The 22,637-nt window shown below is 75.5% G+C and carries 19 protein-coding genes; 11 read left to right on the top strand and 8 right to left on the bottom strand.

The genetic code is table 11. The features are described 5' to 3' along the window. Nucleotides 1-8: 8 nt before the first annotated feature. From MF672_RS45420 to MF672_RS45405, 4 genes are all read left to right on the top strand, one after another. Nucleotides 9-1,559, top strand: coding sequence for an N-acyl-D-amino-acid deacylase family protein (locus tag MF672_RS45420; RefSeq protein ID WP_242374641.1), 1,551 nt, complete (start codon nucleotides 9-11; stop codon nucleotides 1,557-1,559). Nucleotides 1,560-1,642: 83 nt separating this feature from the next. After that, complete coding sequence (locus MF672_RS45415) at nucleotides 1,643-2,707, top strand: alanine racemase (RefSeq protein WP_242374640.1); 1,065 nt, start codon at nucleotides 1,643-1,645, stop codon at nucleotides 2,705-2,707. Nucleotides 2,708-2,716: 9 nt separating this feature from the next. Then, complete coding sequence (locus MF672_RS45410; RefSeq protein ID WP_242374639.1) at nucleotides 2,717-3,097, top strand: RidA family protein; 381 nt, start codon at nucleotides 2,717-2,719, stop codon at nucleotides 3,095-3,097. A 9-nt stretch (nucleotides 3,098-3,106) separates the two neighbouring features. Further along, nucleotides 3,107-4,303, top strand: coding sequence for a hypothetical protein (locus MF672_RS45405; RefSeq protein WP_242374638.1), 1,197 nt, complete (start codon nucleotides 3,107-3,109; stop codon nucleotides 4,301-4,303). 8 nt (nucleotides 4,304-4,311) lie between these two features. Here MF672_RS45405 and MF672_RS45400 read toward each other — a convergent pair whose 3' ends face one another. Both MF672_RS45400 and MF672_RS45395 read right to left on the bottom strand, forming a co-directional pair. Beyond that, nucleotides 4,312-4,851 carry a TetR/AcrR family transcriptional regulator gene (locus MF672_RS45400; protein ID WP_242374637.1) on the bottom strand — a complete coding sequence of 180 codons (540 nt, stop codon included), beginning with the start codon at nucleotides 4,849-4,851 and terminating at the stop codon, nucleotides 4,312-4,314. Between the two features lie 5 nt (nucleotides 4,852-4,856). Next, on the bottom strand, nucleotides 4,857-5,474 hold the full coding sequence (locus tag MF672_RS45395) for a LysE family translocator (protein ID WP_242374636.1): 618 nt from the start codon (nucleotides 5,472-5,474) through the stop codon (nucleotides 4,857-4,859). Between the two features lie 102 nt (nucleotides 5,475-5,576). Between MF672_RS45395 and MF672_RS51660 the strand changes: the two genes are divergently transcribed. Continuing rightward, complete coding sequence (locus tag MF672_RS51660; protein WP_302893399.1) at nucleotides 5,577-8,339, top strand: helix-turn-helix transcriptional regulator; 2,763 nt, start codon at nucleotides 5,577-5,579, stop codon at nucleotides 8,337-8,339. 144 nt (nucleotides 8,340-8,483) lie between these two features. Here MF672_RS51660 and otnK read toward each other — a convergent pair whose 3' ends face one another. Next, nucleotides 8,484-9,860: a 3-oxo-tetronate kinase gene (gene otnK / locus MF672_RS45380; RefSeq protein ID WP_242374635.1), complete on the bottom strand. Its 1,377-nt coding sequence runs from the start codon at nucleotides 9,858-9,860 to the stop codon at nucleotides 8,484-8,486. Between the two features lie 10 nt (nucleotides 9,861-9,870). Further along, on the bottom strand, nucleotides 9,871-11,652 hold the full coding sequence (locus MF672_RS45375; protein ID WP_242374634.1) for a zinc-binding dehydrogenase: 1,782 nt from the start codon (nucleotides 11,650-11,652) through the stop codon (nucleotides 9,871-9,873). A gap of 97 nt (nucleotides 11,653-11,749) precedes the next feature. Between MF672_RS45375 and MF672_RS45370 the strand changes: the two genes are divergently transcribed. After that, nucleotides 11,750-12,892: an AraC family transcriptional regulator gene (locus MF672_RS45370; protein ID WP_247815780.1), complete on the top strand. Its 1,143-nt coding sequence runs from the start codon at nucleotides 11,750-11,752 to the stop codon at nucleotides 12,890-12,892. On the opposite strand, the gene MF672_RS45365 is transcribed toward MF672_RS45370, so the two are convergent. Continuing rightward, complete coding sequence (locus tag MF672_RS45365; protein ID WP_242382084.1) at nucleotides 12,882-13,889, bottom strand: hypothetical protein; 1,008 nt, start codon at nucleotides 13,887-13,889, stop codon at nucleotides 12,882-12,884. The two genes, MF672_RS45370 and MF672_RS45365, sit on opposite strands and share 11 nt — an antisense overlap. 908 nt (nucleotides 13,890-14,797) lie before the next feature. Further along, nucleotides 14,798-15,763 carry an AraC family transcriptional regulator gene (locus MF672_RS45360; protein ID WP_242382065.1) on the bottom strand — a complete coding sequence of 322 codons (966 nt, stop codon included), beginning with the start codon at nucleotides 15,761-15,763 and terminating at the stop codon, nucleotides 14,798-14,800. A 127-nt stretch (nucleotides 15,764-15,890) separates the two neighbouring features. Here MF672_RS45360 and MF672_RS45355 point away from each other — a divergent pair, with 127 nt between their 5' ends. Together MF672_RS45355 and MF672_RS45350 are read left to right on the top strand one after the other, a co-directional pair. Then, the gene (locus MF672_RS45355; RefSeq protein WP_242382066.1) at nucleotides 15,891-16,691 is read left to right on the top strand and encodes a MerR family transcriptional regulator; all 801 of its coding nucleotides are present in this window, start codon (nucleotides 15,891-15,893) and stop codon (nucleotides 16,689-16,691) included. Then, nucleotides 16,688-17,203 carry a hypothetical protein gene (locus tag MF672_RS45350; protein ID WP_242382067.1) on the top strand — a complete coding sequence of 172 codons (516 nt, stop codon included), beginning with the start codon at nucleotides 16,688-16,690 and terminating at the stop codon, nucleotides 17,201-17,203. Before MF672_RS45355 ends, MF672_RS45350 begins: the two co-directional genes overlap by 4 nt. A gap of 24 nt (nucleotides 17,204-17,227) precedes the next feature. Here the strand turns inward: MF672_RS45350 and MF672_RS45345 are convergent, their stop codons facing one another. Further along, nucleotides 17,228-18,169: a DUF4097 family beta strand repeat-containing protein gene (locus MF672_RS45345; protein WP_242382068.1), complete on the bottom strand. Its 942-nt coding sequence runs from the start codon at nucleotides 18,167-18,169 to the stop codon at nucleotides 17,228-17,230. 37 nt (nucleotides 18,170-18,206) lie between these two features. Further along, a complete protein-coding gene (locus tag MF672_RS45340) occupies nucleotides 18,207-18,737 on the bottom strand; it encodes a toxin-antitoxin system HicB family antitoxin (RefSeq protein WP_242382069.1) in 531 nt (176 codons plus the stop codon). A gap of 138 nt (nucleotides 18,738-18,875) precedes the next feature. On the opposite strand from MF672_RS45340, the gene MF672_RS45335 reads away from it, so the two are divergent. The 3 genes from MF672_RS45335 (at nucleotide 18,876) to MF672_RS45325 (ending at nucleotide 22,633) form a co-directional block, all read left to right on the top strand. Next, on the top strand, nucleotides 18,876-19,379 hold the full coding sequence (locus MF672_RS45335) for a MarR family winged helix-turn-helix transcriptional regulator (protein ID WP_242382070.1): 504 nt from the start codon (nucleotides 18,876-18,878) through the stop codon (nucleotides 19,377-19,379). A 116-nt stretch (nucleotides 19,380-19,495) separates the two neighbouring features. After that, nucleotides 19,496-20,395: an LLM class flavin-dependent oxidoreductase gene (locus MF672_RS45330; protein ID WP_242382071.1), complete on the top strand. Its 900-nt coding sequence runs from the start codon at nucleotides 19,496-19,498 to the stop codon at nucleotides 20,393-20,395. Nucleotides 20,396-20,398: 3 nt separating this feature from the next. Beyond that, nucleotides 20,399-22,633 carry an LLM class flavin-dependent oxidoreductase gene (locus MF672_RS45325; RefSeq protein ID WP_242382072.1) on the top strand — a complete coding sequence of 745 codons (2,235 nt, stop codon included), beginning with the start codon at nucleotides 20,399-20,401 and terminating at the stop codon, nucleotides 22,631-22,633. Nucleotides 22,634-22,637: the final 4 nt, after the last annotated feature.

The following is a 22,637-nucleotide window of genomic DNA, read 5'->3' as shown; positions in this document are numbered from 1 at the left end:
ATCTCGGGGTGAGCTTCGACGTAGTGATCAGCGGCGGACGGGTGCTCGACGGCACGGGCGCCCCGCCGTACCGGGCGGACGTGGCGGTGTCCGGCGACCGGATCGCCGCCGTGGGCCGGCTGAGCTCCGCCGAGGCGGCGGCCGTGATCGACGCGACCGGCCGGTTCGTCGCGCCGGGCTTCGTCGACTGCCACGCCCACGGCGAGGCGGCGGTCTTCGACCCGGCGGTGCAGCGGGCGGCGCTGCGGCAGGGGGTGACGACGTTCGTGCTCGGCCAGGACGGGCTGTCGTTCGCGCCCGGCTCGGCCGGCACCGTCGCGTACGCCTCCCGCTACTTCGCGGCCGTCAACGGCCCGCTGCCGCCGCGCGAGGGCGGTGCTCCGCCGGAGGGGCCGCTGAGCGTCGGGGAGCTGCTGGCCTCCTACGACCGCGCGGTCGCGCTCAACACCGCCTACCTGCTGCCGCACGGCACGATCCGCTACGACGTGATGGGCCCCGCCGCCGGCCCGGCCTCCTCCGGCGACCTGGCGGCCATGCTGCGGCACGTCGAGCGCGGCCTGGCCGAGGGCGCGGCCGGGCTGTCCAGCGGCCTCGAATACCTGCCCGGCCGCTACGCGGACGCGGCGGAGCTGGCCGCGTTGTGCCGCCCGCTCGGCGGGCTGCCGTACGTCACCCACATGCGCGCCTACGGCGCCGGGGCCGGGGTCGGCATGGCCGAGGTCGTCGACATCGCGGCCCGCTCGGGCGCCGCCGTGCACGTCTCCCACCTGCACGGCCCGGCCGACGTGCTGCTGCCGCTGGTCGGCGACGCCCTCGCCCGCGACGTGGACCTGAGCTTCGACACCTACCCCTACCTGCGCGGCAACACGATCCTGGCGATGGTCGTGCTGCCGCCGTCGGTGCCGGCCGCCGACACCGGCCGGGCGCTGGAGCTGATCGCCGCCGCCGACCTCGACGAGTGGTGGGGCGCGCTCGGTGACACCTGGCCGCGGCTCACCGTCTCGCACGCGCCCGGCATGGAGTGGACCGAGGGGATGACGGTGCCGGCGGCGGCCGGGCGGGCGGGGGTGACGCCGGCCGAGCTGTGCCGCCGCCTGCTCGTGGAGACGCGGCTGGAGGCGGGCGTCGTGTCCGCCCGGCCCGACGAGGGGCCGGCGGGGGAGGAGTCGGTGCGCCGCATGTTGCGCCACCCCTCGCACACGGGCGGCTCCGACGGCATCTACGTAGGCGGGCATCCGCATCCGCGCGGGTTCGGGGCGTTCGCCCGGTTCCTCGGCCGGCATGTCAGAGAGCTGGGCGACTGGACGTGGGAGCAGGCCGTCGTGCACCTGGCCTCGCATCCGGCCCGCCGGTTCGGGTTCGGCGACCGGGGGCTGGTGCGGGCGGGCTGCGCCGCCGACCTGGTGGTGATCGACCCGGCCACGGTCGGCGACCGGGCCACGTACGCCGAGCCGCGCGCCCTGGCCACCGGCGTCGACGACGTGCTGGTGTCCGGCGTGCCGGTGCTGGCCGGCGGCGAGCTGACCAAGGCCACCCCGGGCCGCGCCCTCCGCCCCTGACAGCACGCCCCTGACGGCCCGCCCCTGCCCGCCGGCACTCTTGATCGTTGTAATAGGGTCGGACGCGGATAAAAGGGGGTCCCGTGCCAGCATCGATCTTCGACGGCGGCTTCGATTTCCCGCAGATGGTCGTGCACCGGGACGCGCTGGAGCACAACATCGCGACCATGGCGGCCTTCGCCCGCGACCACGGCATGGACCTGGCGCCGCACGTCAAGACGCACATGTCCGGCGAGATCGCGGAGCTGCAGCTCGCGGCCGGGGCGTGGGGCCTGACCGTGGCCGGCACCCGGCAGGCGCGCACGGTGCGGGGCTTCGGCGCGCGCCGGATCGTGGTCGCCAACCAGGTCGTCGACCCGGCGGGCCTGGCCTGGGCGGCGGAGGAGCTGGCGGCCGACCCGGGCTTCGAGTTCCTGACGTTCGCCGACTCCGTCGAAGGCGTCGACCTCCTGGCCCGGCACGCCGGGGAGCGGCCGTTCCGGGTGCTGGTGGAGCGGGGGCACGCGGGCGGCCGGGCCGGTTGCCGCACGTTGGAGGAGTTCCTGCGGGTGGCGGCGCACGCGGCCGGGACGCCCGGGGTGGAGCCGGTCGGGGTGGCGGGGTACGAGGGCGGCCTGCCCGGCGCCGACGAGGTCCGGAAATATATGGACACGCTCACCGAGGCTCTGGAACACCTCCGCGTCCGCGACCCGATCCTGTCGGTCGGCGGCAGCCAGTGGTTCGACGTGATCGGCCGCGAGCTGGCCGCCGTCCAGGCCCGCGTCCTGCTGCGTGCCGGGGCGTACGTCAGCCACGACGACGGCTACTACCGCGAGCGCACCCCCTTCAACCGGGTGGACGGCGAGCTGCGCCCGGCGCTGGAGGTGTGGGCGCACGTGCTGTCGGTGCCGGAGCCCGGCCTGGCGATCGTCGGCATGGGCAAGCGGGACGCCCCCTACGACGAGGGCCTGCCGATCCCGCGCCGCGCCGGCGTCACCGTACTGAGGATGCAGGACCAGCACACGGTGGTGCGCGCCGACGGGCTCAAGCCCGGCGACCTGCTGTCCTTCGGCATCTCCCACCCCTGCACGGCCTTCGACAAGTGGCGCGTGCTGCCCGTGGTGGACCAGGACTACCGTGTCGTTGGCACGATCAGGACCAACTTCTGAGGAGATTTCGTGAAAAAGGAGCTTCGCACCAGCGAGGGCGCGGCCCCGATCGGCGCGTACTCGCAGGGCCTCGTGGTGGGCGACTTCGTCTTCACCTCCGGCATGGGGCCGCTCGACCCGAAGACCGGCGAGATCGTCGGCGACGACGTGGCCACCCAGACTCACCAGGTGATGCGCAACCTCGGCGCCATCCTGGCCGCCCACGGCCTGGGCTTCGACGACGTGGTCAAGTCCACGGTCCACCTGCAGCACCTGGAGCGCGACTTCGCCGCCTACAACGAGGTGTACAAGTCGTACTTCAACCCGCCCTTCCCGGTACGCACCACGGTGGGCTCCCAGCTGCTGAACATCCTGGTGGAGATCGACTTCGTCGCGCACAAGAGCGCGTAAGGTCGGCTCGTGGACAGTTCGGTTTACGTCTTCGCCGAGGACCTGCGCGGTGAGGGCGTCGAGCGGGTGCTCGACAGGATCAGCGGGTACGGCGTGGCCGGCGTCACCGTCGGGGCCGTGCACCACGCCGCCCGCGACGTCACCCCGCACGGGCTGTCCCGGCTGACCGTCCGGCACGACGGGGCGCACTTCGCCCCGCCGGCCGACCTGTTCGACGGGCTGCGGCTGACGCCGGTGCCCGGCCACGCCGCCGTCTTCGACGGCCTGCGCGAGGCGTGCGCGAAGCGGTCCATGAAGCTGCACGGCTGGACGGTCTTCCTCAGCAACGCCACGCTCGGGGCCGAGCACCCCGACGTCACCGTACGCGACTGCTTCGGCGACCGCGGCTCACCCGGCGACCTGTGCCCCGCGCACCCCGACGTGCGCGAGTACGCCGTCGCGCTGGCCAGGGCGGTCGCCAGGCTCGGCGTCGACAGCGTCGTCGCCGAGTCGCTGCACTTCCTGCCGCTGAAGGCGCAGCGGTCGTTCGTGCCGCTCGGCCCGATGGACACCTACCTGTTCGGGCTCTGCTTCTGCGACTACTGCCTGCGCCGCGCCGCCGACCTCGGCGTGGACGCGGAGACGGCGCGCGAGGAGTGCGCGAGGATCGTCGGCAGGGTCCTCGACGGCGACCCGCCCGCGCAGGGCGAGGTGACCAGGGCGGCGCTCACCGCCTACGCCGGCCCCGACGTGGTCGCCTACGCCCGCGCCCGCTCCGAGACCGTCACGACGCTGGTCTCCGAGGTGGCCTCGGCGGTCGCCGAGGAGGGCTCCAGGCTGGTGTTCATCGACTCCACCGGCGCGGTCAAGGGCTACGCCGACGGCCTGCCCACCCCCGGCCTGGCCGCCCACGACGCCTGGCAGCTCGGCGTCGACCTGGTGGCGCTGGGCGACCTGGTGCCCGCGTTCGGGGCGCTGGCCTACGCCCGCGACGCGGCGCGGGTGGCCGACGACGTCGGGGCCTACCTGCGTTCGGTCGGCAAGGACCGCGAGGTGCGGGCGGTGCTGCGGCCCGGCCACCCCGACAGCGACTCGCTCGACCGGCTCGTGGCCAAGGCGCGGGCGGCCAAGGCGGCCGGGGCGCTGGCGGTCGACTTCTACGCGTACGGGCTGGCGCCCCACCCGGTGCTCGACCGCATCCCCGCCGCGCTCGCCGAAGCGCTCTAGCCTCTCCTTCAGACGCCGTCGAGCAGCGCCGACACCGCCGCGTCGGCGAAGCCGTCCGGGGCGGGCAGGCCGCGGAAGACCACCCGCAGCCACACGGCCCCCGCCAGCAGGTCCACGACCAGCATCGGATCGGCCGAGGCGGCCAGCTCGCCGCGCGCCACCGCGCGGTCGAAGATCTCCCGTTCGCGGGCGAAGCGGTCGGCGAAGAAGCGGCGGGCGTCCAGCTCGGGATGGCGGACGGCGGCGCCGAGCGCGGCCACCGCGATGTCGGCGGACGGCTCCTCGGTGAGCAGCCGGATCATGCCCTCCACGAGCGCCACCAGGTCGCCGCGCAGGCTCCCGGTGTCGGGGGGATCGAAGCCGAGCACGTCGGCCTCCACCAGCGCCGCCCCCAGCAGCGCCGCCTTCGACGGCCACCACCGGTAGATCGTCGTCTTGTTGACCCCCGACCGCTCGGCGACGCCCTCGACGGTCAGCCCGTCGTAGCCCTTCTCGGCGACCAGCCGCAACGTCGCGTCGAAGATCTCCTGCTGCTTCCTCGGGGCCATGCCCCTCATTTTCTCCCGGCGAACGCGGTGACCACGCCGAGGCCCAGGTAGACGAAGCCGCTGAGGCGCCGCAACGTCCTCGCCCGGCTGCGCAGCCGGCCGCCGAGCGCGCCGGCCGCGTACGCGTACACGACGTCCGACACCAGGCCGAGCAGCAGCAGCGTCACGCCGAACACCACGATCTGCGCGGCGGGCGAGCCCGCCCCCGGGTCCACGAACTGCGGCAGGAACGCCAGGAAGAACAGCGCCACCTTGGGGTTGAGCACGTTGACCAGCATCCCCTCCAGGAACACCTTCGGCAGCGGCTGCGGGGCCGGCACGCCGTCCTCCTCCTGCCCGCCGCCGGTGAACGCGCGGTAGGCCAGCCAGCCGAGATAGGCCACGCCCGCCCACTTCACCACCGCGAACAGCGCCGCCGAGCGCGAGATCAGGTACGACAGCCCCGCCGCCGCGGCGGCGATGTGCACCAGCGTGCCGGCCTCCACGCCGAACGCGCTGGCCAGGCCGGCCGCCCGGCCCTGGGCCAGCCCGCGGGCGGTGATGTAGAGGTGGTTGGGGCCCGGCACCAGCACGAGGGCCAGCGAGGCGGTGACGAAGAGCGCGTACGTCGCGGGGGAGATCATGTGCCGGCAGCCTAGGCGCCCTTCGGCCCTGAGGTCAGGGCCAATGCGGTGCCCGATCACCGGGCCAATGACCTGTCGGCCGGGCGTGGCATAGTTGCTGGCGTGAACGGACTTCTCGTGGGGCGCGCGGCCGAGCTGAGCAGGCTCGTCCGGGTGCTGCGGTCCGCCACCGAGGGCACGGCCGGCGTCGCCCTCGTCGGCGGCGACGCGGGCATCGGCAAGACCCGGCTGATCTCCGAGCTGGTCGAGCAGGCGCGCGAGCGCGGCTTCCACGTGCTCGTCGGGCAGTGCGCCGAGCTGGGCGACGCGCTGCCGTACCTGCCGCTGGCCGACGCGCTGCGCGGCGCCGAGCCGCGCGTGCGGGAGGCCGCCGCCGCCCACCCCCTGCTGGGCCAGCTGCTGCCCGGCACCGAGAGCGCGCCCTCCACCGGGCTCACCCAGCAGCGGCTGTTCGGCTCGCTGCTCGGGCTGCTGGCCGACGTGCAGCCCGTGCTGTTCGTCATCGAAGACCTCCACTGGGCCGACCGCTCCACCCGCGACCTGCTGGTCTTCCTCAGCCGCATGGTGCAGGCCGAGCAGGTGTGCGTGGTCGGCACCTACCGCACCGACGACCTCCACCGGCGGCACCCGCTGCGGTCCGTGCTGGCCGAGCTCAAGCGGCTGCCCACGGTGACCGGCGTCGAGCTGGGGCCGCTCAGCCGCGGCGAGCTGTCCGACTACGTCACCACGCTCGGCCAGGTCGACGCCCACGAGCTGGGCGAGATCGTCGCGCGGGCCGACGGCAACCCGTTCTACGCCGAGGAGCTGTTCGCCGCGCTGGCGGAGGGCGACAGCCTGCCCGACGGGCTGGCCAGCCTGCTGATGTCGCGGGTCGAGGTGCTGTCCGAGCCGAGCCAGCGGGTGCTGCGGGCCGCGGCGGTGGCCGGCCGCCGGGTGGAGGACGAGCTGCTGCGCGAGGTGTCGGGGCTGCCGCTGGCCGAGTTCGAGGAGGCGGTCAGGGAGATCGTCTCGCGCGGGCTGCTGCGCGTCGACGGCTTCGGCTACACCTTCCGCCACGCGCTGCTCCAGGAGGCCGTCTACACCGACCTGCTGCCGGGCGAGCGCACCCGGCTGCACGCCGCCTTCGCCCGGCTGCTCACCGAGCCGGCCGAGCTGGCCCACCACTACCTCGCCGGTCACGACCTCGAAGGGGCGCTGAAGGCGTCCGTCGAGGCGGGCCGGCTGGCCGAGCGGCTCGGCGCGCCCGCCGAGGCCCACAGCCACTACGACCGGGCGCTCGGCCTCTGGGACCGCGTCGGCGACGCCCCCGAGCTGGCCGGCGAGGGCCGGGCCGAGCTGGCCTTCCGCAGCGCCGTGATGGCCGCCGACAGCGGCGACAACCACCGCGCCGTCGTCCAGCTCCGCGCGCTGCCGCCCACGTCCGAGGTCAGCGAACGCCTGGCCTACTACCTGTACGAGACCGACGACCAGCAGGGCGCCATCGCCGCCGCCGAACGCGCCGTCGAGACCGCCGCGGACGAGCGTGCCCTCGCCCGCGCCCTCGCCACCCAGGCCCGCACCCTGCTGTGGAGCCCCCGCCACCGCGACGTCGAAGCCCTCGCCACCCGCGCCCTCGAGACCGCCCGCGCCGCCGGGGCACGCGACGCCGAGGTCGGCGCGCTGCTCACGCTCGCCACCCACGTCGAGTACCGCGGCGACGTGGCCCGCGCCCACGAGCTGGTCGAGACCGCCTCCGCGCACAGCACCGGCGACCTGGCGATGGACCTGCGGGCCCGCTTCCACCACGCCCGCATCCACTACGAGCAGGGCAAGCTCGCGCAGGCCGCCGAGGTCGCCGACAACGGCATCCGGCTGGCCCTCGACACCGGGCTCCGGTGGAGCACCTACGGCACCGACCTGCGCTTCCTGCGCTTCCTCATCCACTACGTGGCCGGCGAATGGGACCAGGCCGAGGCGGTCGCCGCCACCTTCCCGGTGCGGGTCGGCACGCAGCCGGAGGCCACGCTGTCGTCGTTCTCGCTGTTCGTCGAGGTGGGGCGGGGGCTGCCCGGGGTCGAGACCCGGCTGAGCTGGCTGCGGCCGTTCTGGTCCGACGACCTGGTGTCGTACATGTCGCGCGGGCTCGCCGCCGAGCACGCGCTCTGGCAGGGCGACCCCGCCACGGCGCTGGAGCACGTACGGGCCGCGCTCGCGCCGCTCATGCCGGGCGAGGCGGGCGTGCTGCGGCTGTGCGCCGTGGGGCTGGCGGCGATGGCCGCGCTCGGCACCACCGACGGCGCCGACGATCTCCTCGAACGGGTCCGCGTCGTGGTCGACCACGGCCCCGTCGGCGAGGGCGGCGCCCTCGGTCCCGAGGGCCTGGCCTGGGCGCTGCGCACCGAGGCCGAATGGCACCGCGTGCACGGGCGGCACGACGTGGAGCTGTGGCGGCGCGTCGTCGCGGCCTTCGACTTCGGCTTCGTGTACGAGGTGGCGCGCGCCCGCTGGCGGCTGGCCGAGGCGCTGCTCGCGCACGGCGACCGGGAGGCGGCGCAGGCCGAATGGGAGCTGGCCAGGGAGACGGCGGGCAAGCTGCGGGCGGCGCCGCTGGAGAACGCGCTGCTGGAGTTCGGCCGCCGGGCCCGCTTCGGCAACGGGTCCGGGCCCGCCGGGTCTGGGTCCGGTGGCGAGGGCATGCTGACGGCGCGGGAGGTGGAGGTGCTGCGGCTCGTCGCCGAAGGGCTCACCAACCGGGAGATCGCGGAGCGGCTGTTCATCGCGCAGAAGACGGTGAGTGTGCACGTGTCGAACATCCTGGCCAAGCTGGAGGTCTCCACCCGCACCCAGGCAGCGGCCGCCGCCCGCCGCCAGGGCCTCCTCACCTGAGACCGCTCAGCCACGGCCGGCCGCTGCTGGGGTGCGGCCGTCCCTAGCGGGTTGCCGCCCCTCGGCGGCCGTTCCCCCAGAGGAGCCGCCCCTCGTGCGCCCGCCTCTCCTACGGGCGCGCCCTGGCGGCCTTTTCCCGCTCTCTCATGGGCCTGTTCTTCGCGCGGGGCCGGGCTGGTGGGAGGCGGTCAGGAGGAGGTCGCGGTCGCCGAAGTTGCCGGACTTGAGCAGCAGGCTCAGCCCCGACGCCGTACGGATCCACGGCACCCCGCGCGCCGCCTCCGCCCCGATCAGGCCGCCCGGCACCCCCAGCGCGGCCACGACCGCCCCCGACGTCTCGCCCCCGGCCGAGACCAGCCGGGTGACCCCGCGCTCGACCAGCCCCCGCGCGATGCGGCCGAGGGCCGACTCCAGGACGGCGGCCGACCGGTCCCCGCCCAGCGCCTCCTGGACCCGCCGCAGCGCCTCCGGCTCCAGCGAGGAGTACACCAGCGGCGCACCGGCCCCGGGCGCGCGGCCGCCGAGGGAGTCGTACCAGGCCAGGGCGTCGGCGGCGAGCACCGCCGGGTCCTGCTCGGTCAGGGCGTCCAGCCGGTACGCCGGCCGTCCCGCCGCGATCATGGCCTCGACCTGCTCCAGCGTACGGGCGGAGCAGCTGCCCGCGAGCACCGCGGCGGCCCCGCCGGGCACGGGTTCGTCCAGGTCGGGTTCGTCCAGGTCGGGCTCGTCCAGGTCGGGCGCGGCCCGGCCGAGAGCCGCGGCCCGGCCGAGAGCCGCGGACCGGCCGAGGGCCGCGGCGAGGCCGCCCGCCAGCCCCGCCGCGCCCGCCACCAGCGGCGCGCCCGCCAGCTCCCGCCCCGCCACGGCGAGGTCGGCGTCCTCCAGCGCGTCCACGAACGCGTACCGCACGCCCTGCCCCGCCAGCTCGGCCAGCCGCCGCCCGAGCCCGCCGCCGCGCACCTGCGCGAGCGGCACCACGCCCGCCCGGTGCGCGCTCTGGCTCTCCAGCACCCTGGGCAGGTAGGAGTCGGTCATCGGGGTCAGCGGGTGGTGGCGCATGGCGGACTCGGCCAGCAGCACGTCCCCGACGAAGAGGTAGCCGTGGTACTGCGTGCGGCCGTGTTCGGGGGAGCTCGGCGTCATGGCGACCAGCGGCGCCGCGAGGGCGTCGGCCAGCGCGTCCAGCACGGGGCCGATGTTGCCCTCGGCCGTCGAGTCGAACGTCGAGCAGTACTTGAAGTAGATCTGCCGCGCCCCGTGCGCGCGCAGCCACTCCAGCGCCTCCAGCGACCGGGCGACGGCGTCGGCGCGGGGGACGGTCCGCGTCTTCAGCGCGATCACCAGGGCGTCGCAGCCGGGCGGCGGCTCGGTGCCCGGTCCGGGGGTCCCGAAGAACAGCGCGGTACGGAGGCCGCGCCTGCGCAGCGCGACCGCGACGTCGGTGGCGCCGGTGACGTCGTCCGCGATCGTGCCGATCGGCGTGGCGGCGGCGGGGGAGGGGGACGGAGGGGAGCCGGGCATGGCACCGACGCTATCGGGTGTCCTCGGGAAGGTCGCGGCCCACGGACAGAATGATCTTGCCCCGGGTCCGGCCGGACTCGGCGGCCCGGTGCACGTCGGCCAGCTCCTCCAGAGGACGCCGCGCGGCGACGTCCACCACGAGGTCGCCCGCGTCGGCGAGCGCGGCGATCATGGCGAGCTGGGCGGGGTCGTTGCGGGTCACGAACCGGGTCGCGGTGACCCCCGAGCCCGCGGGCGCCGCCACCGGGACGGTCACCGACACCAGGACGCCGCCGGGGCGCACCAGCCGGGCCAGGTCCGCGGCGGCGCCGGGCGCGAGCGGGACCAGGTTGAGCAGGACGTCGAGCCCGCCGGGCAGCTCGTCCGCCGGGTAGCGGACGATCTCGTCGGCGCCGCGGGCACGGGAGGCCGCCGCGCTGCGCTCGTCGCCCGCCGTGGCGATCACGTGCGCCCCGGCGAGCCTGGCGAACTGCACGGCGAACATCCCCACCCCGCCGCCCGCGCCGTTGACCAGCACCCGCTGCCCCCGCCTGACGTGGGCGTGCTCGTGAACGGCCTGCCACGCGGTCAGGCCGGAGACGGGGATCGCGGCGGCGTCGGCGAGCGGCACGGACCCCGGCGCGCGGGCCAGCGACCGGGCCGGCGCGAGGGCGTACTCGGCCGCGGCCCCGCCGTCCAGCAGGCCGATGACCCGGTCGCCCGGGCGCGGCCAGGTCACACCCGGGCCGGACTCGACGACCGTGCCGGAGACGTCCCAGCCGAGGGTGTGCGGCAGCGGCAGGTCGGCGAGCTCCGGCGCCGTCGTGCGCAGCAGCCCGGAGCGCAGGCCCAGCTCGGACGGCCCGAACGCGGTGCCCGCCACCTTGATCAGCACCATGCCCGGCCCTGGGACGGGGATCGGGACCTCGTCGTGCCGGATCACTGACGGGTCGCCGTACTCGTGGATGCGGGCGGCCCGCATGGTGGCGCGGAAACGGTGGGCGTGCTCGGCGGCCCACACGCGGAACGGGCGCGCGCCGGGACGCGGGCTGACCGGCCACGGCTCGGCCACCAGCCGGGCGCGGGCCTGGAGGACGTCGTCCGCGACCGTGGGCGGCAGGCCGCCGGCGACCAGGCGCCGCCGGCCCTCCTGCGGCGGGACCTCCTCCCAGCGCACCGGGCGGCCGATCGCCTCGCCGACCAGCCGCGCCTGCTCGGCCTGGGTCAGCGTCTCCGGCCCGGTCAGCTCGTGGACGACCGCGGCCGGCCCGCGGCCGGTGAGGGCGTCCGCGGCGATCTCGGCGAGGTCCCGCTCGTGGACGGGCGGCAGGGCGGCCTGCCCGTACGGCTCGGCGACCACGCCCTCGGCGCGGAACCGCGGCTCGTCCGCCCAGCGGAGCGCGGCGGCGGCGAACTGGTGCGGCCGCAGGAACACCCACTCCCTGCCGGAACGCCGGATCAGCCGTTCCACCTCGCGCTCGGCCGGGCGGAGCGCGGCCGAGGACAGGTACACCAGGCGGCGCGCGTCCCGCGCGATCACGTCCAGGACGTCGGCGAACCCGCCGGCGTCGGCGAACGGCCAGAGCAGGAACGCGGCGGTCACCCCCTTGACGGCCGGGGCGAAGGAGGCGGGGTCGCTGAGGTCGCCCCAGACGAGCTCGACGTCCGCCGGGAGGGCGGCGGTGGCGGGGTCTCGGACCAGGGCGAGGACTTCCGGGGCGGTCTCGCCGGCCATCCGTCCGGTCATCAGTTCGGTCACCAGGGCACGCCCGACGGTGCCCGTGGCGCCGGTGACGAGGATCTTCTGTGTCATGGACGTCACCGTAGGAGCGACGGACAAGACGGCCAATGTGCTGAAATCCGGGATTCATACGCGTTCGTCTCCCGCGGGGGTCGCTAGGGTGACCCGCATGGACGTGCTCAGCGACGTGATCTCCATCATGCGGACCGGGCGGCCGAACGCGGCCCGCGTCGAGTGGCACGGCACGTGGGGGCGGCGCTTCCCGGCCGCGCCCGGGGCGGCCGGGTTCCAGGTGATCCTGCGGGGCTCGTGCTGGCTCATCCCGCCGGAGGGCGACCCGGGGCCGCCCGTCGCGCTGTCCGCCGGTGACGTGGTCTTCTTCCCGCACGGTGATCCGTACGGGCTGGCGGACTCGCCCCGCACGCCCCTCGACGTCGTGGCGTGCGATCCGTTCGCCGACGATCTGGAGCTCTTCACGACGGACGCGGTGGGGCGGGGGCCGGTCGCGGTGGCGGGGACCGTGACGTTGTGCGGTGGCTACCGGCTCGACCCGCAGCGCGCCCACCCCATCCTGCGGGACCTGCCCGCCCTCATCCACCTGCCCGCACAACAACCCACCGCCGCGGGTGGTGGCGGCGGCTCGGGCGGCGGCCCCGGCGGGGGTGCCGGGGACGGCAGCGGTTCGGGCGGCGGCTCCGGCAGCGGCTCGGGCGGCGGCGGTGGGGACGGTGGCTCGGGCGGCTCGGGCGGCTCGGGCGGCTCGGGCGGCTCGGGTGGTGACGTCGGGGACGGCGGCGTGGGGCTGCGCGAGGCCGTCGCGCTCCTGCGCCGCGAGATCGAGAGCCCCCGGGCCGGCGTGGACGTCGTCGTCCCCGCCCTGCTCGACACGCTCCTGCTGTTCATCCTGCGGGCCTGGCTGGACGAGCGGTGCGCGGCGGGCGAGGTCACCGGGTGGGCCGCGGCGCTGGCCGATCCCGCGATCAGCGCCGCCCTGCACGTCCTCCACCGCGACCCCGCGCGGCCCTGGACGGTCGAGTCGCTGGGACGGGCGGCCGGGCTGTCCCGGGCCGCCTTCGCCGCCCGGTTCACCGCGCTGGTCGGGCGGCCGCCGCTGGCGTACCTGACCTGGTGGCGCATGACCACGGCGGCGCGGCTGCTGCGCGAGTCCGACGCCGGCCTGGCCGAGATCGCCGCGCGCGTCGGCTACGCCTCCGAGTACGCCTTCGGCGCCGCCTTCAAGAAGGCGTACGGCACCGCGCCCGGCCGCTTCCGCCGCCGCGCGGAGGGCGCGGTGCGGGGCGTCAGCTCGTGAGGGCGTGGCCGCGGTCGAGGAAGTACTGGGCGTGGTCGGTCTGCAGGTACGCCTGGAACTTCGTGGCCTTGGACTTGGCCGAGTTGTCCGCGGTGACGATCGTGACCAGCACGTACTTCAGGACCGAGCCCGACAGGATCTTGCCGTACGCGTAGCTCTTGTGGGTCTTGTCCGTCCGCCACTTCACGGCGTCCGAGGTGAGCTTCTGGAGGCGGTTGGCGGCGTTCTTGGCCTCGGAGTTGCTCGGGAAGGCCATGATGAGCTGCACCGCCTTGAGGTGGCCGCTGTAGGAGGAGTAGGCGAGCTGGACCGCGTTCTTGCAGTGGTACTTGGCCAGCACGCCCTCGCCGTCCACGGCGTCGCAGTCGTCGTACGTCCAGCCCGCGACCTTGTCGGCGGAGAACTTGACGCTGCCCAGGCTGAAGTTCCAGTCGTTGAACTCGTCGTGCCGCAGCGGGGCGTCGGCCGAGGACGGCGCGGAAGCGGTGGAGGAGGGCGTCGGGTCCGGGTCGGTGGTCGCGGACTGCGACGGCTCCGCCGACGGCGCCGCCGACTGGGACTGGGACTGCGAGGGGAGCGTGGTCGGGGTGGGGCTGGAGAGGGCGGCCGTGGTGGTGCCGCTCTTGTCCGAGTTGTTGACGTAGACGATCGTGCCGATGGTGCCGCCGCCGAGGAGGAGCACGCCCAGGGCGATGCAGAGGCCGATGATCAGGCCGTTGTTGCGCTGCTTGGGCGGCTGGCCGTACGGGGGCGGTCCGGCCTGGTTGTAGGGGTTCGGGGTGTACGGGGGTGCGCCGCCTGGGGCGTAGGGATTGGGGGTGCTTTGTCCGTACGGGTGGGCGGGGTTCTGGCCGTACGGGTTCGCGGTGGTCTGCCCGTACGGGGCGGGGGTGCCTTGTGCGTACGGGTCGGGCACAGCTTGCGGCCCGGGCCCGGCCTGCTGCCCAGGCACGCCTTGTGCCCCGGGGACGCCCTGCGCCCCGGGCCCGCCTGGCATCCCCGGCGCGCCTTGGGTCCCTGGCATGCCTTGCACTCCGGGCTGCCCGTAACCCACGGAGGCGGCTGGTCCTGCGGGTGCGCCCTGCCCGACGGTGCCGGGGAAGCCCTGTCCTGCGGGAAAGCCGTGTGCGGGAGTCCCGCCCGGTGCCAGAGCGCCGCCGTGCGCGGGAGCGCCGCCAGGTGTGGGAGCCCCGCCCATTCCGAAGGCATTGCCTCCTGCGGGGGTGCTGCCCTGTCCCGGAGCCCCGCCTGGTGTGGGAACCCCGCCCTGTCCGGGGGCGTTGCCCTGGGCGGCGGGGGTGCCGCCCGGCACCGGTGCGGCGCCCTGTCCCAAGGCGGTTCCCTGTGCGTAGGCGGGGGTCGGCGCGGGGAAGGGGCTCTGTGCGGGAGTGCCCTGACCGGGCGGTGTGCCGTATCCCGGCTGGCCTCCCGACCCCGGCCCCGGCCCCGGGTGGCCTCCTGGCGCGCCCGCGTACCCCTGCTGAGCCGGCGCGCCCGCGTACGCCTGCTGCCCCTGCGGCACCCCGTACCCCTGGCCCGGTCCCGGGCCGCCGGGTGTCCCGTGTGCCGCCGACGCCGCCCCGTACCCGTAGCCCTGGGCGGACGGTGCGTAAGCCTCAGCCGTGGGCACATACCCCTGCTGGGCCTGCGGCGGCTGACCGCCGTACCCAGGGCGCTGCGGGCCGGTCGCGGAGTCGGGTGCCGGCTCCTGGCCCTGCGGGGACGGCTGGCCGGGCCCCTGTGCCTGCGGGCCCCACTGTCCCGGCTGGTGGGGCTGCGAAGGCTGAGGAGGGTATGCCATTCCCCCATTGTGGGGCAGTCCATCACCTTGTGCCCCAACTACCCCACGAAAACCTTTCGGTGGAAAGCGGTCTCAACCGTCAGGACTCAGGCGACGACCACGCCTCACGCGCCGAGCCGTACGCCCGTCTGCTCCGCCTTGACCTCTTCGCACGCCTGCCGCTGGTACCTTCCGGGCGCGATGCCGAACTCCCGCTTGAAGGCGGTCCCGAACGCGAACTCCGACCCGTACCCCACCTGCGCCGCCACCGCCGACACCGGCGCGTCCGACTCCCGCAGCAGCCGCGCCGCCGTGGCCAGCCGCCACCAGGTCAGGTACGCCAGCGGCGGCTGCCCCACCAGCTCGGCGAAGCGGCGGGCGAACGCGGCCCGCGACAGCCCCGCGACCCCGGCCAGCTCCGCGACCGTCCACCGGTGCGCCGGGTCGCGGTGCGCGGCGTCGAGCGCCCGGCTGATCGCCGGGTCGGACAGCGCCACCGCCCACCCCGTGTGCTCGCACTTGCCGGGCGTCGTCTCGAACCAGGCGCGCAGGATGTAGAGCTGCAGCATGTCGAGCAGGGACGTGACGACGGTGTCGGCGCCCGGCCGGCGCTGTGCGATCTCGTTGCCGAGCAGCTCGACGGCGGCCCGCAGTTCGGGATGGCGGCCGAGCGTCGTCGGCAGGTGGATGACCTCGGGCAGCGTGCCGAGAAGAGGATGCGCCCGGCCCGGCGCCTTGCGGTAGGAGCCGTGGACGGTGACGGTCTCGGCGCCCGTGCCGCCGCTCGTCGTCGAGGAGAACAGCGCGCCCCCTTCGCTGGGCTCGCACGGCCCGGCCGCGAGGGGCGTGCCGGGGCTGTCGGCCAGCCCGTACCCGTGACCGTGCGGCAGGAACACCACGTCGCCGACGCTGAGCGGCACGGGCTCCCCGCTCGGCGGGATGAGCCAGCACGATCCGCGCAACACGACCTGGAACGCCGCCGACCCCGGCTCCGCCGGAACCGCCACCCCCCAGGGGGCCCGCCACGTGACGAGCGCGGAGACCGGCTGCCCGGTACGCATGAGGGCGACGACATCGCTCAACAGATCCACGCGCCACAGCCTAACCGGTGAGACGATGACGCAAATAAAACGTCCTCCTGATCGTCGCTCGTCTTCCCGCGTCCGCGGCAGTGCGGCGGTTGGACTCTCCCCCCGTAGGAGAGCCCATGCTGGACGCGTGGACGGAGATCTGCTGCCGATCGGGCAGTTCGCCAGGTTGAGCCGGTTGAGCGTGAAACAGTTGCGGCACTACGACGAGCTGGGGCTGCTGCGCCCCGCGTACGTGGACGCCGCCTCCGGCTACCGCTACTACCGGCGCGAGCAGGCCCGGCAGGCGTTGTCCATCGGGCTGCTGCGCTCGCTGGACGTCCCGCTGCCGGTCATCGCCGAAGTGCTCGGCGGCACGCCCGACGCCCTGGGCGGGGTGCGCGAGGCGCTGGAGGCGGAGCTGGCCCGGCGGCGGCGGACCCTGGCGACGCTGGAGCGCGTCATGGCCGACGGGCTGCCCGCGACGCCGGTGCGGGTCGTCACCGAACCGGCCCGGCTGGTGGTGATGGAACGCGAGAGCGCGGCCGGGCCCGCCGACGTGGCCCGCGCCACCTCGGCCGCGGTCGGCCGCGTGCTGCGGGCGCTGCCTCCCGCCCGCCCGCCGGAGCTCATCGGGCTGTTCCCGATCGAGCTGGGCGACGCCTTCACGGTACGCGTCGCGCTCGCCGTGGACCGCGACGACCCGGCGCGGCCCTGGGAGCGGGCGGGCCTCGCCCTGGAGGCGCTGCCCGGCGGGACGTTCGCGTCGGCGACCCACGTCGGCCCGTACGACCAGATCTCGCTCACCGCGCACGCCGTGCTGGCCTGGTGCGCCGAGCGGGGACATCCGCTGCACGGACCGCTCCGCGAGGTGTACGTCTCGGACCCCGCCACCACCGAGCCCGACCGGCTCGTCACCCACCTGATGATCCCCTTGGAGGACCGGACATGACCCCCACGATCACCACCTGCGGCCCCGTCACCTGCCTGAACGTCACCGGCATGGGCGAACCGGGCGGCACCGAGCACCTCGCGGCCGTCCGCGCCCTCTTCACCGTGGCCGGCGCGATGGGCGTCGGGACCGGCCCGCTGGAGGGGCAGTGGTGGGTGGAGGACGAGCGGCATGGGCTGGAGGTGCCGCGCGAGCAGTGGCGGTGGCACCTGCTGCTGCCCCTGCCGGGCGGCCCGGGCGAGCCGGGGGCGGTGGAGCGGGCCCGCGAGCTGAGCCGCGCCTCGGGCGCGTCCGTCGATCGGGTGCGGCTGGTGACGGTGACCGAAGGCGAGTGCGTGGAGCTGCTGCACGAAGGGCCGTTCAGCGAGGAGCACCTGTCGTTGAAGGTGATGGAGGAGTTCATGGCCGAGCGCGGGCTCGTCCCGAACGGGCCGCACCACGAGATCTACCTGACGCCGCTGGACGACCCGGCCCCGCGCACCGTCCTCCGCCAGCCGGTCCGGCCCGCCTGACCCCCTGCTCGGCTGAGGGCGGGGTCACGCCCGGGTGACGGTGATGTCGCCGTCCTGGGTGCGGGCGTGGATCCGCACCTGCTCGCCGAAGGAGTCGGGGGTCTCCTGGGACCGCAGGGAGTTGTGCAGGGTGCCCGTCCCGGTGGCGGCGTCGAGCCAGGCGGCGGTGCCTTCGCGGACGCCGATCTCCAGGTCGCCGGAGACGCTGGTCAGGGTGACGGAGCCGCGGGTCACCTCCAGGACGTGCACGGCGCCGTGCACGTTCTGGGCCTCGACGCCGGCGTGCGCGCGCGTCACGTACATGTCGCCGTTGACGCCGGACAGCCGCAGGTCGCCGGTGACCTCGCCGACGTAGGTCTCGCCGTCGTCGTTGCGGATCGTCGCCGGGCCGTCGAGGGTGCCGGCGCGGACCTCACCGCTGCTGGTGGTGATCGTGGCCGGGCCGGTGGCCCGGTCGAGGAGGATCTCGCCGCTGTCGGTGGCGAGGTCGACGGCGGCGGCGGTGCCGAGGGTGAGGTCGCCGTGGTCGGTGCGCAGGCGGCAGTCGCCCAGGCGGCCCGAGCAGTGGACCTCGCCCGCCGTCGCCTCGCCCCGCACGTGGGAGCCGGACGGCAGCTCGATGCGGACGCGGGCCGTCGCGCAGGCGTCGCCGAACAGGCGGGACAGCCCGGGCACGCCCCACGACGCCACCCCCAGCGACCTGCCCCAGGACTGCGGCTGGAGCGCGGCGACCGGGTCGAAACCGAGGTGACGCGACAGGCCGGACCCGGCCGGCTGCGGCGGGCCGGCGGCGGTGACGGTCAGCTCGCCGTCCGCGTAGCCGACCTGGAGCGAAACCGCCTCCTCGTCGTCGCCCGGGTGCACGTCGACCACCGTGTCCGTACGGTCGCTCGCGACGATCGTCACCTCGCCGCCGGGCACGTCGAGGTGGACGGTGATGGGGCCTGGGGTGTCGAATCTCGGCATGGGTGCCTCCTCGTTGAGTGGCCGGTGGGCGGCGCGGTCAGCCGACCCAGCCGGTGTAGCGGCTGCCGGCGCTGCCGGGCGTGGTGGCGCGGCCCCCGGAGGGACGCCGGCCGGCGTCGAGGGTGGCGGCCAGGGCCCGGACGAGCCAGGTGTTGACGGACAGGCCCTCCTGGCGGGCGGCCTCCTCGACCTGGGACTTCAGGTGCTCGGGGAGGCGGAGGTTGATCCGGGCGGTGCCGCCCGCCTCGCCCGTGGCGGGGGCGGCCACACCGGTGGGCGCGGCGGTGGTGGCGGGGCCGAGGGGCTCGGCGTCGGCCAGGGCGGACGGGGGCGGGGTCAGGACGAAGTCGGGGTCGCCGCGCCGCAGGCGCACCTCGACCGAGCCCGGGGCGAGCTCGCGGGTGATCTCGTCCGCCGCCGCCGACAGCACCTCCAGCAGGACGAGCCGGAGTGAGGCTTCGAGCGGTGAGGTGAGACGCTCGGCCAGGGCGCGGGCGTCGTCACCACCGGCCTCGGCGGCGATCGCGAGATCGCGCCGGAGGCGGTCGACGTACGGCTTGAGATCCATGGTGCCACTATGATGCCAGAATGGCGCCAGCGCAAGTCGGCGCGGTGCGGGAGGGGGAAGAGGCGAGAAAGGTGGTCGGGCAGAAGGTCGGGCAGGTAGATCGGCGGTGGGGCCGCGGGTCGTCGGTATATTGCCGGTATGAGCAGCGTCGAGGAGGAGAAGGGCGGCGAGCGCGACTTCGGCTGGTCGCTCGGCGTGTTGCTGCGCGCCTTCCACGGCTCGCTGTCCCGGGTCCTGGACGACCTGCCGCACGGGCCGCGCGGTTACCAGACGCTGTCCACCGTCGTGCACGGCGACCAGCCGAGTCAGCTCGCCCTCGCCGCGCATCTCGGCATCGACCGGACGGTGATGACGTACCTCATCGACGACCTGGTCGAGGCGGGGCTCGTGGAGCGGCGGCTCAACCCGGCGGACCGGCGGCAGCGCAAGATCGTCGCCACTGAGCGCGGCGTCGCCGTGCTGGCCGACCTGGAGCGGCGGGTGCGGGAGGTCGAGGACCACGTGCTGCGCCCGCTCACGCCGGACGAGCGCGAGGCGTTCCGGGGGATGTTGCGGCGGGTGGCGTGCGGGGTGGCCGACGTGCACGCGGACACCGATCCGTGCGAGGTCGTGGACGAGGTGCTGGGGGACGGCAGGCGGTAGCGGCGGCTGGGCGCGGCCGGCGGCGGGAATATCGCCGGAAGATGTGTGGTTTGGCAACACATCTCCGCTACATACGGTTTGCGGAGCCGCACATCTCCCAAGGGGACCCTGCCGACATGTCCGACTACGGCCACGACCTCCGCTTCGGGTCGTTCATCACGCCCACCAACGCCGCGCCCGAGCAGGTGCTGGAACTCGTCCGGGTGTCCGAGGACGCGGGGCTCGACCTCGTCACCTTCCAGGACCACCCGTACCAGCCGGCCTTCCTCGACACCTGGACGCTGCTCACGTACGCCGCCGCGCGCACCGAACGCGTCCACCTCTCGGCCAACGTCATGAACCTGCCGCTGCGCCCGCCGGCCGTGCTCGCCCGCGCCGCCGCCAGTCTCGACCTGCTCAGCGGCGGGCGGTTCGAGCTGGGCCTGGGCGCGGGGGCGTTCTGGGACGCGATCGAGGCCATGGGCGGACGCCGGCTCACCCCGGCCCAGGCCGTGGACGCGCTCGGCGAGGCGATCGAGGTGATCCGCGGCGTCTGGGACGCGGGCAACAAGGAGCGGCTCCGGGTGGACGGCACGTACTACCAGGTGAACGGGGCCAAGCGCGGGCCCGCCCCGGCGCACGACGTCGGCATCTGGCTGGGGGCGTACAAGCCGCGCATGCTCCGCCTGGTCGGCGCCAAGGCGGACGGCTGGCTGCCGTCCCTGTCGTACCTCCAGAGCCTCGACCAGCTCGCCGAGGGCAACGCGGCGATCGACGAGGCGGCGCGGGCGGCGGGACGGGAGCCGTCGGCGGTGCGCCGGATGCTCAACGTCGGCGGCCGGTTCGGCCCGCCGAGCGACCGGCTGCTGTCCGGGACGCCGGAGCAGTGGGCCGAACAGCTCGCCGCCGTCTCCCTGCGGTACGGCGTCAGCACGTACATCGTCATGGGCGACGACCCGGCGACGTTGCGGACGTTCGGTCAGGAGGTCGCGCCCGCGGTGCGCGAGCTCGTCGCCGCCGAGCGCGCGGGCAGGTGAGCGATGGACCACGGGCAGCCGTTGCGGTTCGGGGTGCGCGTCGCGGCGGGCACGGCCGGGGAGGAGGCCGTGGCGCGGGCGGCGCTGGCCGAGGAGCTGGGGCTCGACGTCGTCCTGGTCGCCGAGGAACCCTCAGGGGACGCCGGTGAGGACGCGGACGCTCCCGGGAGGGACGGCGGTGCGGGGCTGGACGCCTGGACGGTGCTGAGCTGGGTCGCGGCGCGGACCTCCCGGATCGGGATCGCCGCCGGGCCGCTCGACGCCGCCGCGCGGCCGCCCGCCGTGCTCGCGCGGGCGGCCGCGAGCCTCGACCTGCTCACCGGCGGGCGGCTGGAGCTGGGGCTGCGCGCCGCCGGGCGGTGGGATCCCCGGGAGGGCGCGAGGGGGCTGCCGCCCGGGGAGGCCGCGGCGGCGCTGGGCGAGGCCGTCGCGGTCGTCCGCGGGATGTGGGCGGCGGGTGAGCGGTCGCCGTTGCGGTTCGCGGGCGAGCACCACCAGGTGCCCGCGGCCGAGCGGGGCCCGGCGCCCGCCCACAACGTCCCCGTCTGGGTCGCCGGCGCGGACCCCGGCGTCCTGCGCCTGGCCGGGGCCACGGCGGACGGGTGGCTGACCGGCCTCGACGAGGCGCCGTCCCTGGAGCACGCGCAGGCCCTCGTCGACGAGGCGGCCACGTCCGCCGGCCGCGATCCGCGCGAGATCCGGCGGATCGTGCTCCTGCCCGCGCGCTCAGCGCGGCCGGTGCGCCTGCTGGCGGGGCTGGCGCTGGAGCGGGGCATCGACACGTTCGTCCTGGACGCCCCGTCCGACGCCGCCCTGCGCGAGTTCGCCGAGCGGACCGTCCCCGCCCTCCGCGAGGCGGTGGCGAGGGAACGCGCCGCGCGCGGCACCGCGGCGGCCCCCGTGGTGAGCCGGCAGGTCAGGGCGGCCCGGCACCGGGGCATCGACTACGACGCCGTCCCCGCCCACCTGGAGCGCGTCGAGCCGGGCGACGCCGGTTACGCCCGCGTCCGGTCCACGTACATGCGCGGCGGCTCCCCGGGCCTGGTGCTGCGCCCCGGCACGCCCGCCGAGGTCGCCGACGCGCTGGCCTTCGCCCGCACGCAGCCGGTCAAGCTGGGCATCCGCAGCGGCGGCCACGGCATCAGCGGCCGGTCCACCAACCACGGCGGCATCGTGCTGGACGTCTCCCGCCTCAACGGCATCGAGGTGCTCGACAAGGCCACCCGCCGGGTCCGCCTGGGCCCGGGCGCCCGGTGGAGCGACGTGGCGGCGGCGCTGGCCCCGTACGGCTGGGCGCTCAGCTCCGGCGACCACGGCGGCGTCGGCGTCGGCGGCCTGGCCACGGCGGGGGGCATCGGCTGGCTGGTGCGCGAGCACGGCCTGACCATCGACCACCTGCGCGCCGCCGAGCTGGTTCTCGCCGACGGCAGCCGAGTCAGGGCCGACGAGCACGAGAACGCCGACCTGTTCTGGGGCGTGCGCGGCGCCGGGGCGAACTTCGGCGTCGTCACCAGCTTCGAGTTCGAGGTGGACGAGGTGGGAGACGTCGGCTTCGCCCAGTTCGTCATGGACGCGAGCGACCCGGCGGCGCTGCTGCACGCGTGGGGCGCCGCGGTCGAGGCCGCGCCCCGCGACGTCACCAGCGCGCTCATCCTCGGCGGCGCCCGCCCAGGGCAACCGCTGATGGCCCAGGTCATGACCGTGGTGGACGCCGGCGACGCCGAGACGGTGCTGGCCCGCCTGCGCCCGATCGCCGAGGTCGCGCCGCTGCTCGACCACCGCATCCAGATCCTGCCGTACGCGGCGCTCATGGACGTGCCGCCGCACCCGCACGACGGCCAGGGCGAGCCGGTCGGCCGCTCGGCGCTCGCCGACCACCTCACGCCGGAGCTGGCCGAGGCCGCCGCCCGCCTGGTCAGGAGCGGCGCGACGTACTTCTTCCACATCCGGTCGGCGGGCGGCGCGGTCGCGGACGTGCCCAGGGACGCCACCGCGTACGCGGGCCGCTCGGCGAACTTCTCGCTCGCGGCCTTCGGCTCCGCCCGCGCCCGCCTCGACCCGCTCTGGGACGCGATGCGCCCCCACTTCTCCGGCCTCTACCTCAACTTCGAGACCGACACCCGCCCGGAACGCCTCCTCGACGCCTTCCCCGAGCCCACGCTGAGCCGGCTGCGCGCGCTCAAACGCCGCTACGACCCGGGGAACGTCTTCCGCGACAACTTCCCCCTCACGCCTTGACGAC

The organism is Actinomadura luzonensis (assembly GCF_022664455.2).
In the GTDB taxonomy this organism is placed as follows: domain Bacteria; phylum Actinomycetota; class Actinomycetes; order Streptosporangiales; family Streptosporangiaceae; genus Nonomuraea; species Nonomuraea luzonensis.
Note: the sequence above shows the minus strand (reverse complement) of the source record. Positions and strands in the feature narration are given on the sequence as shown.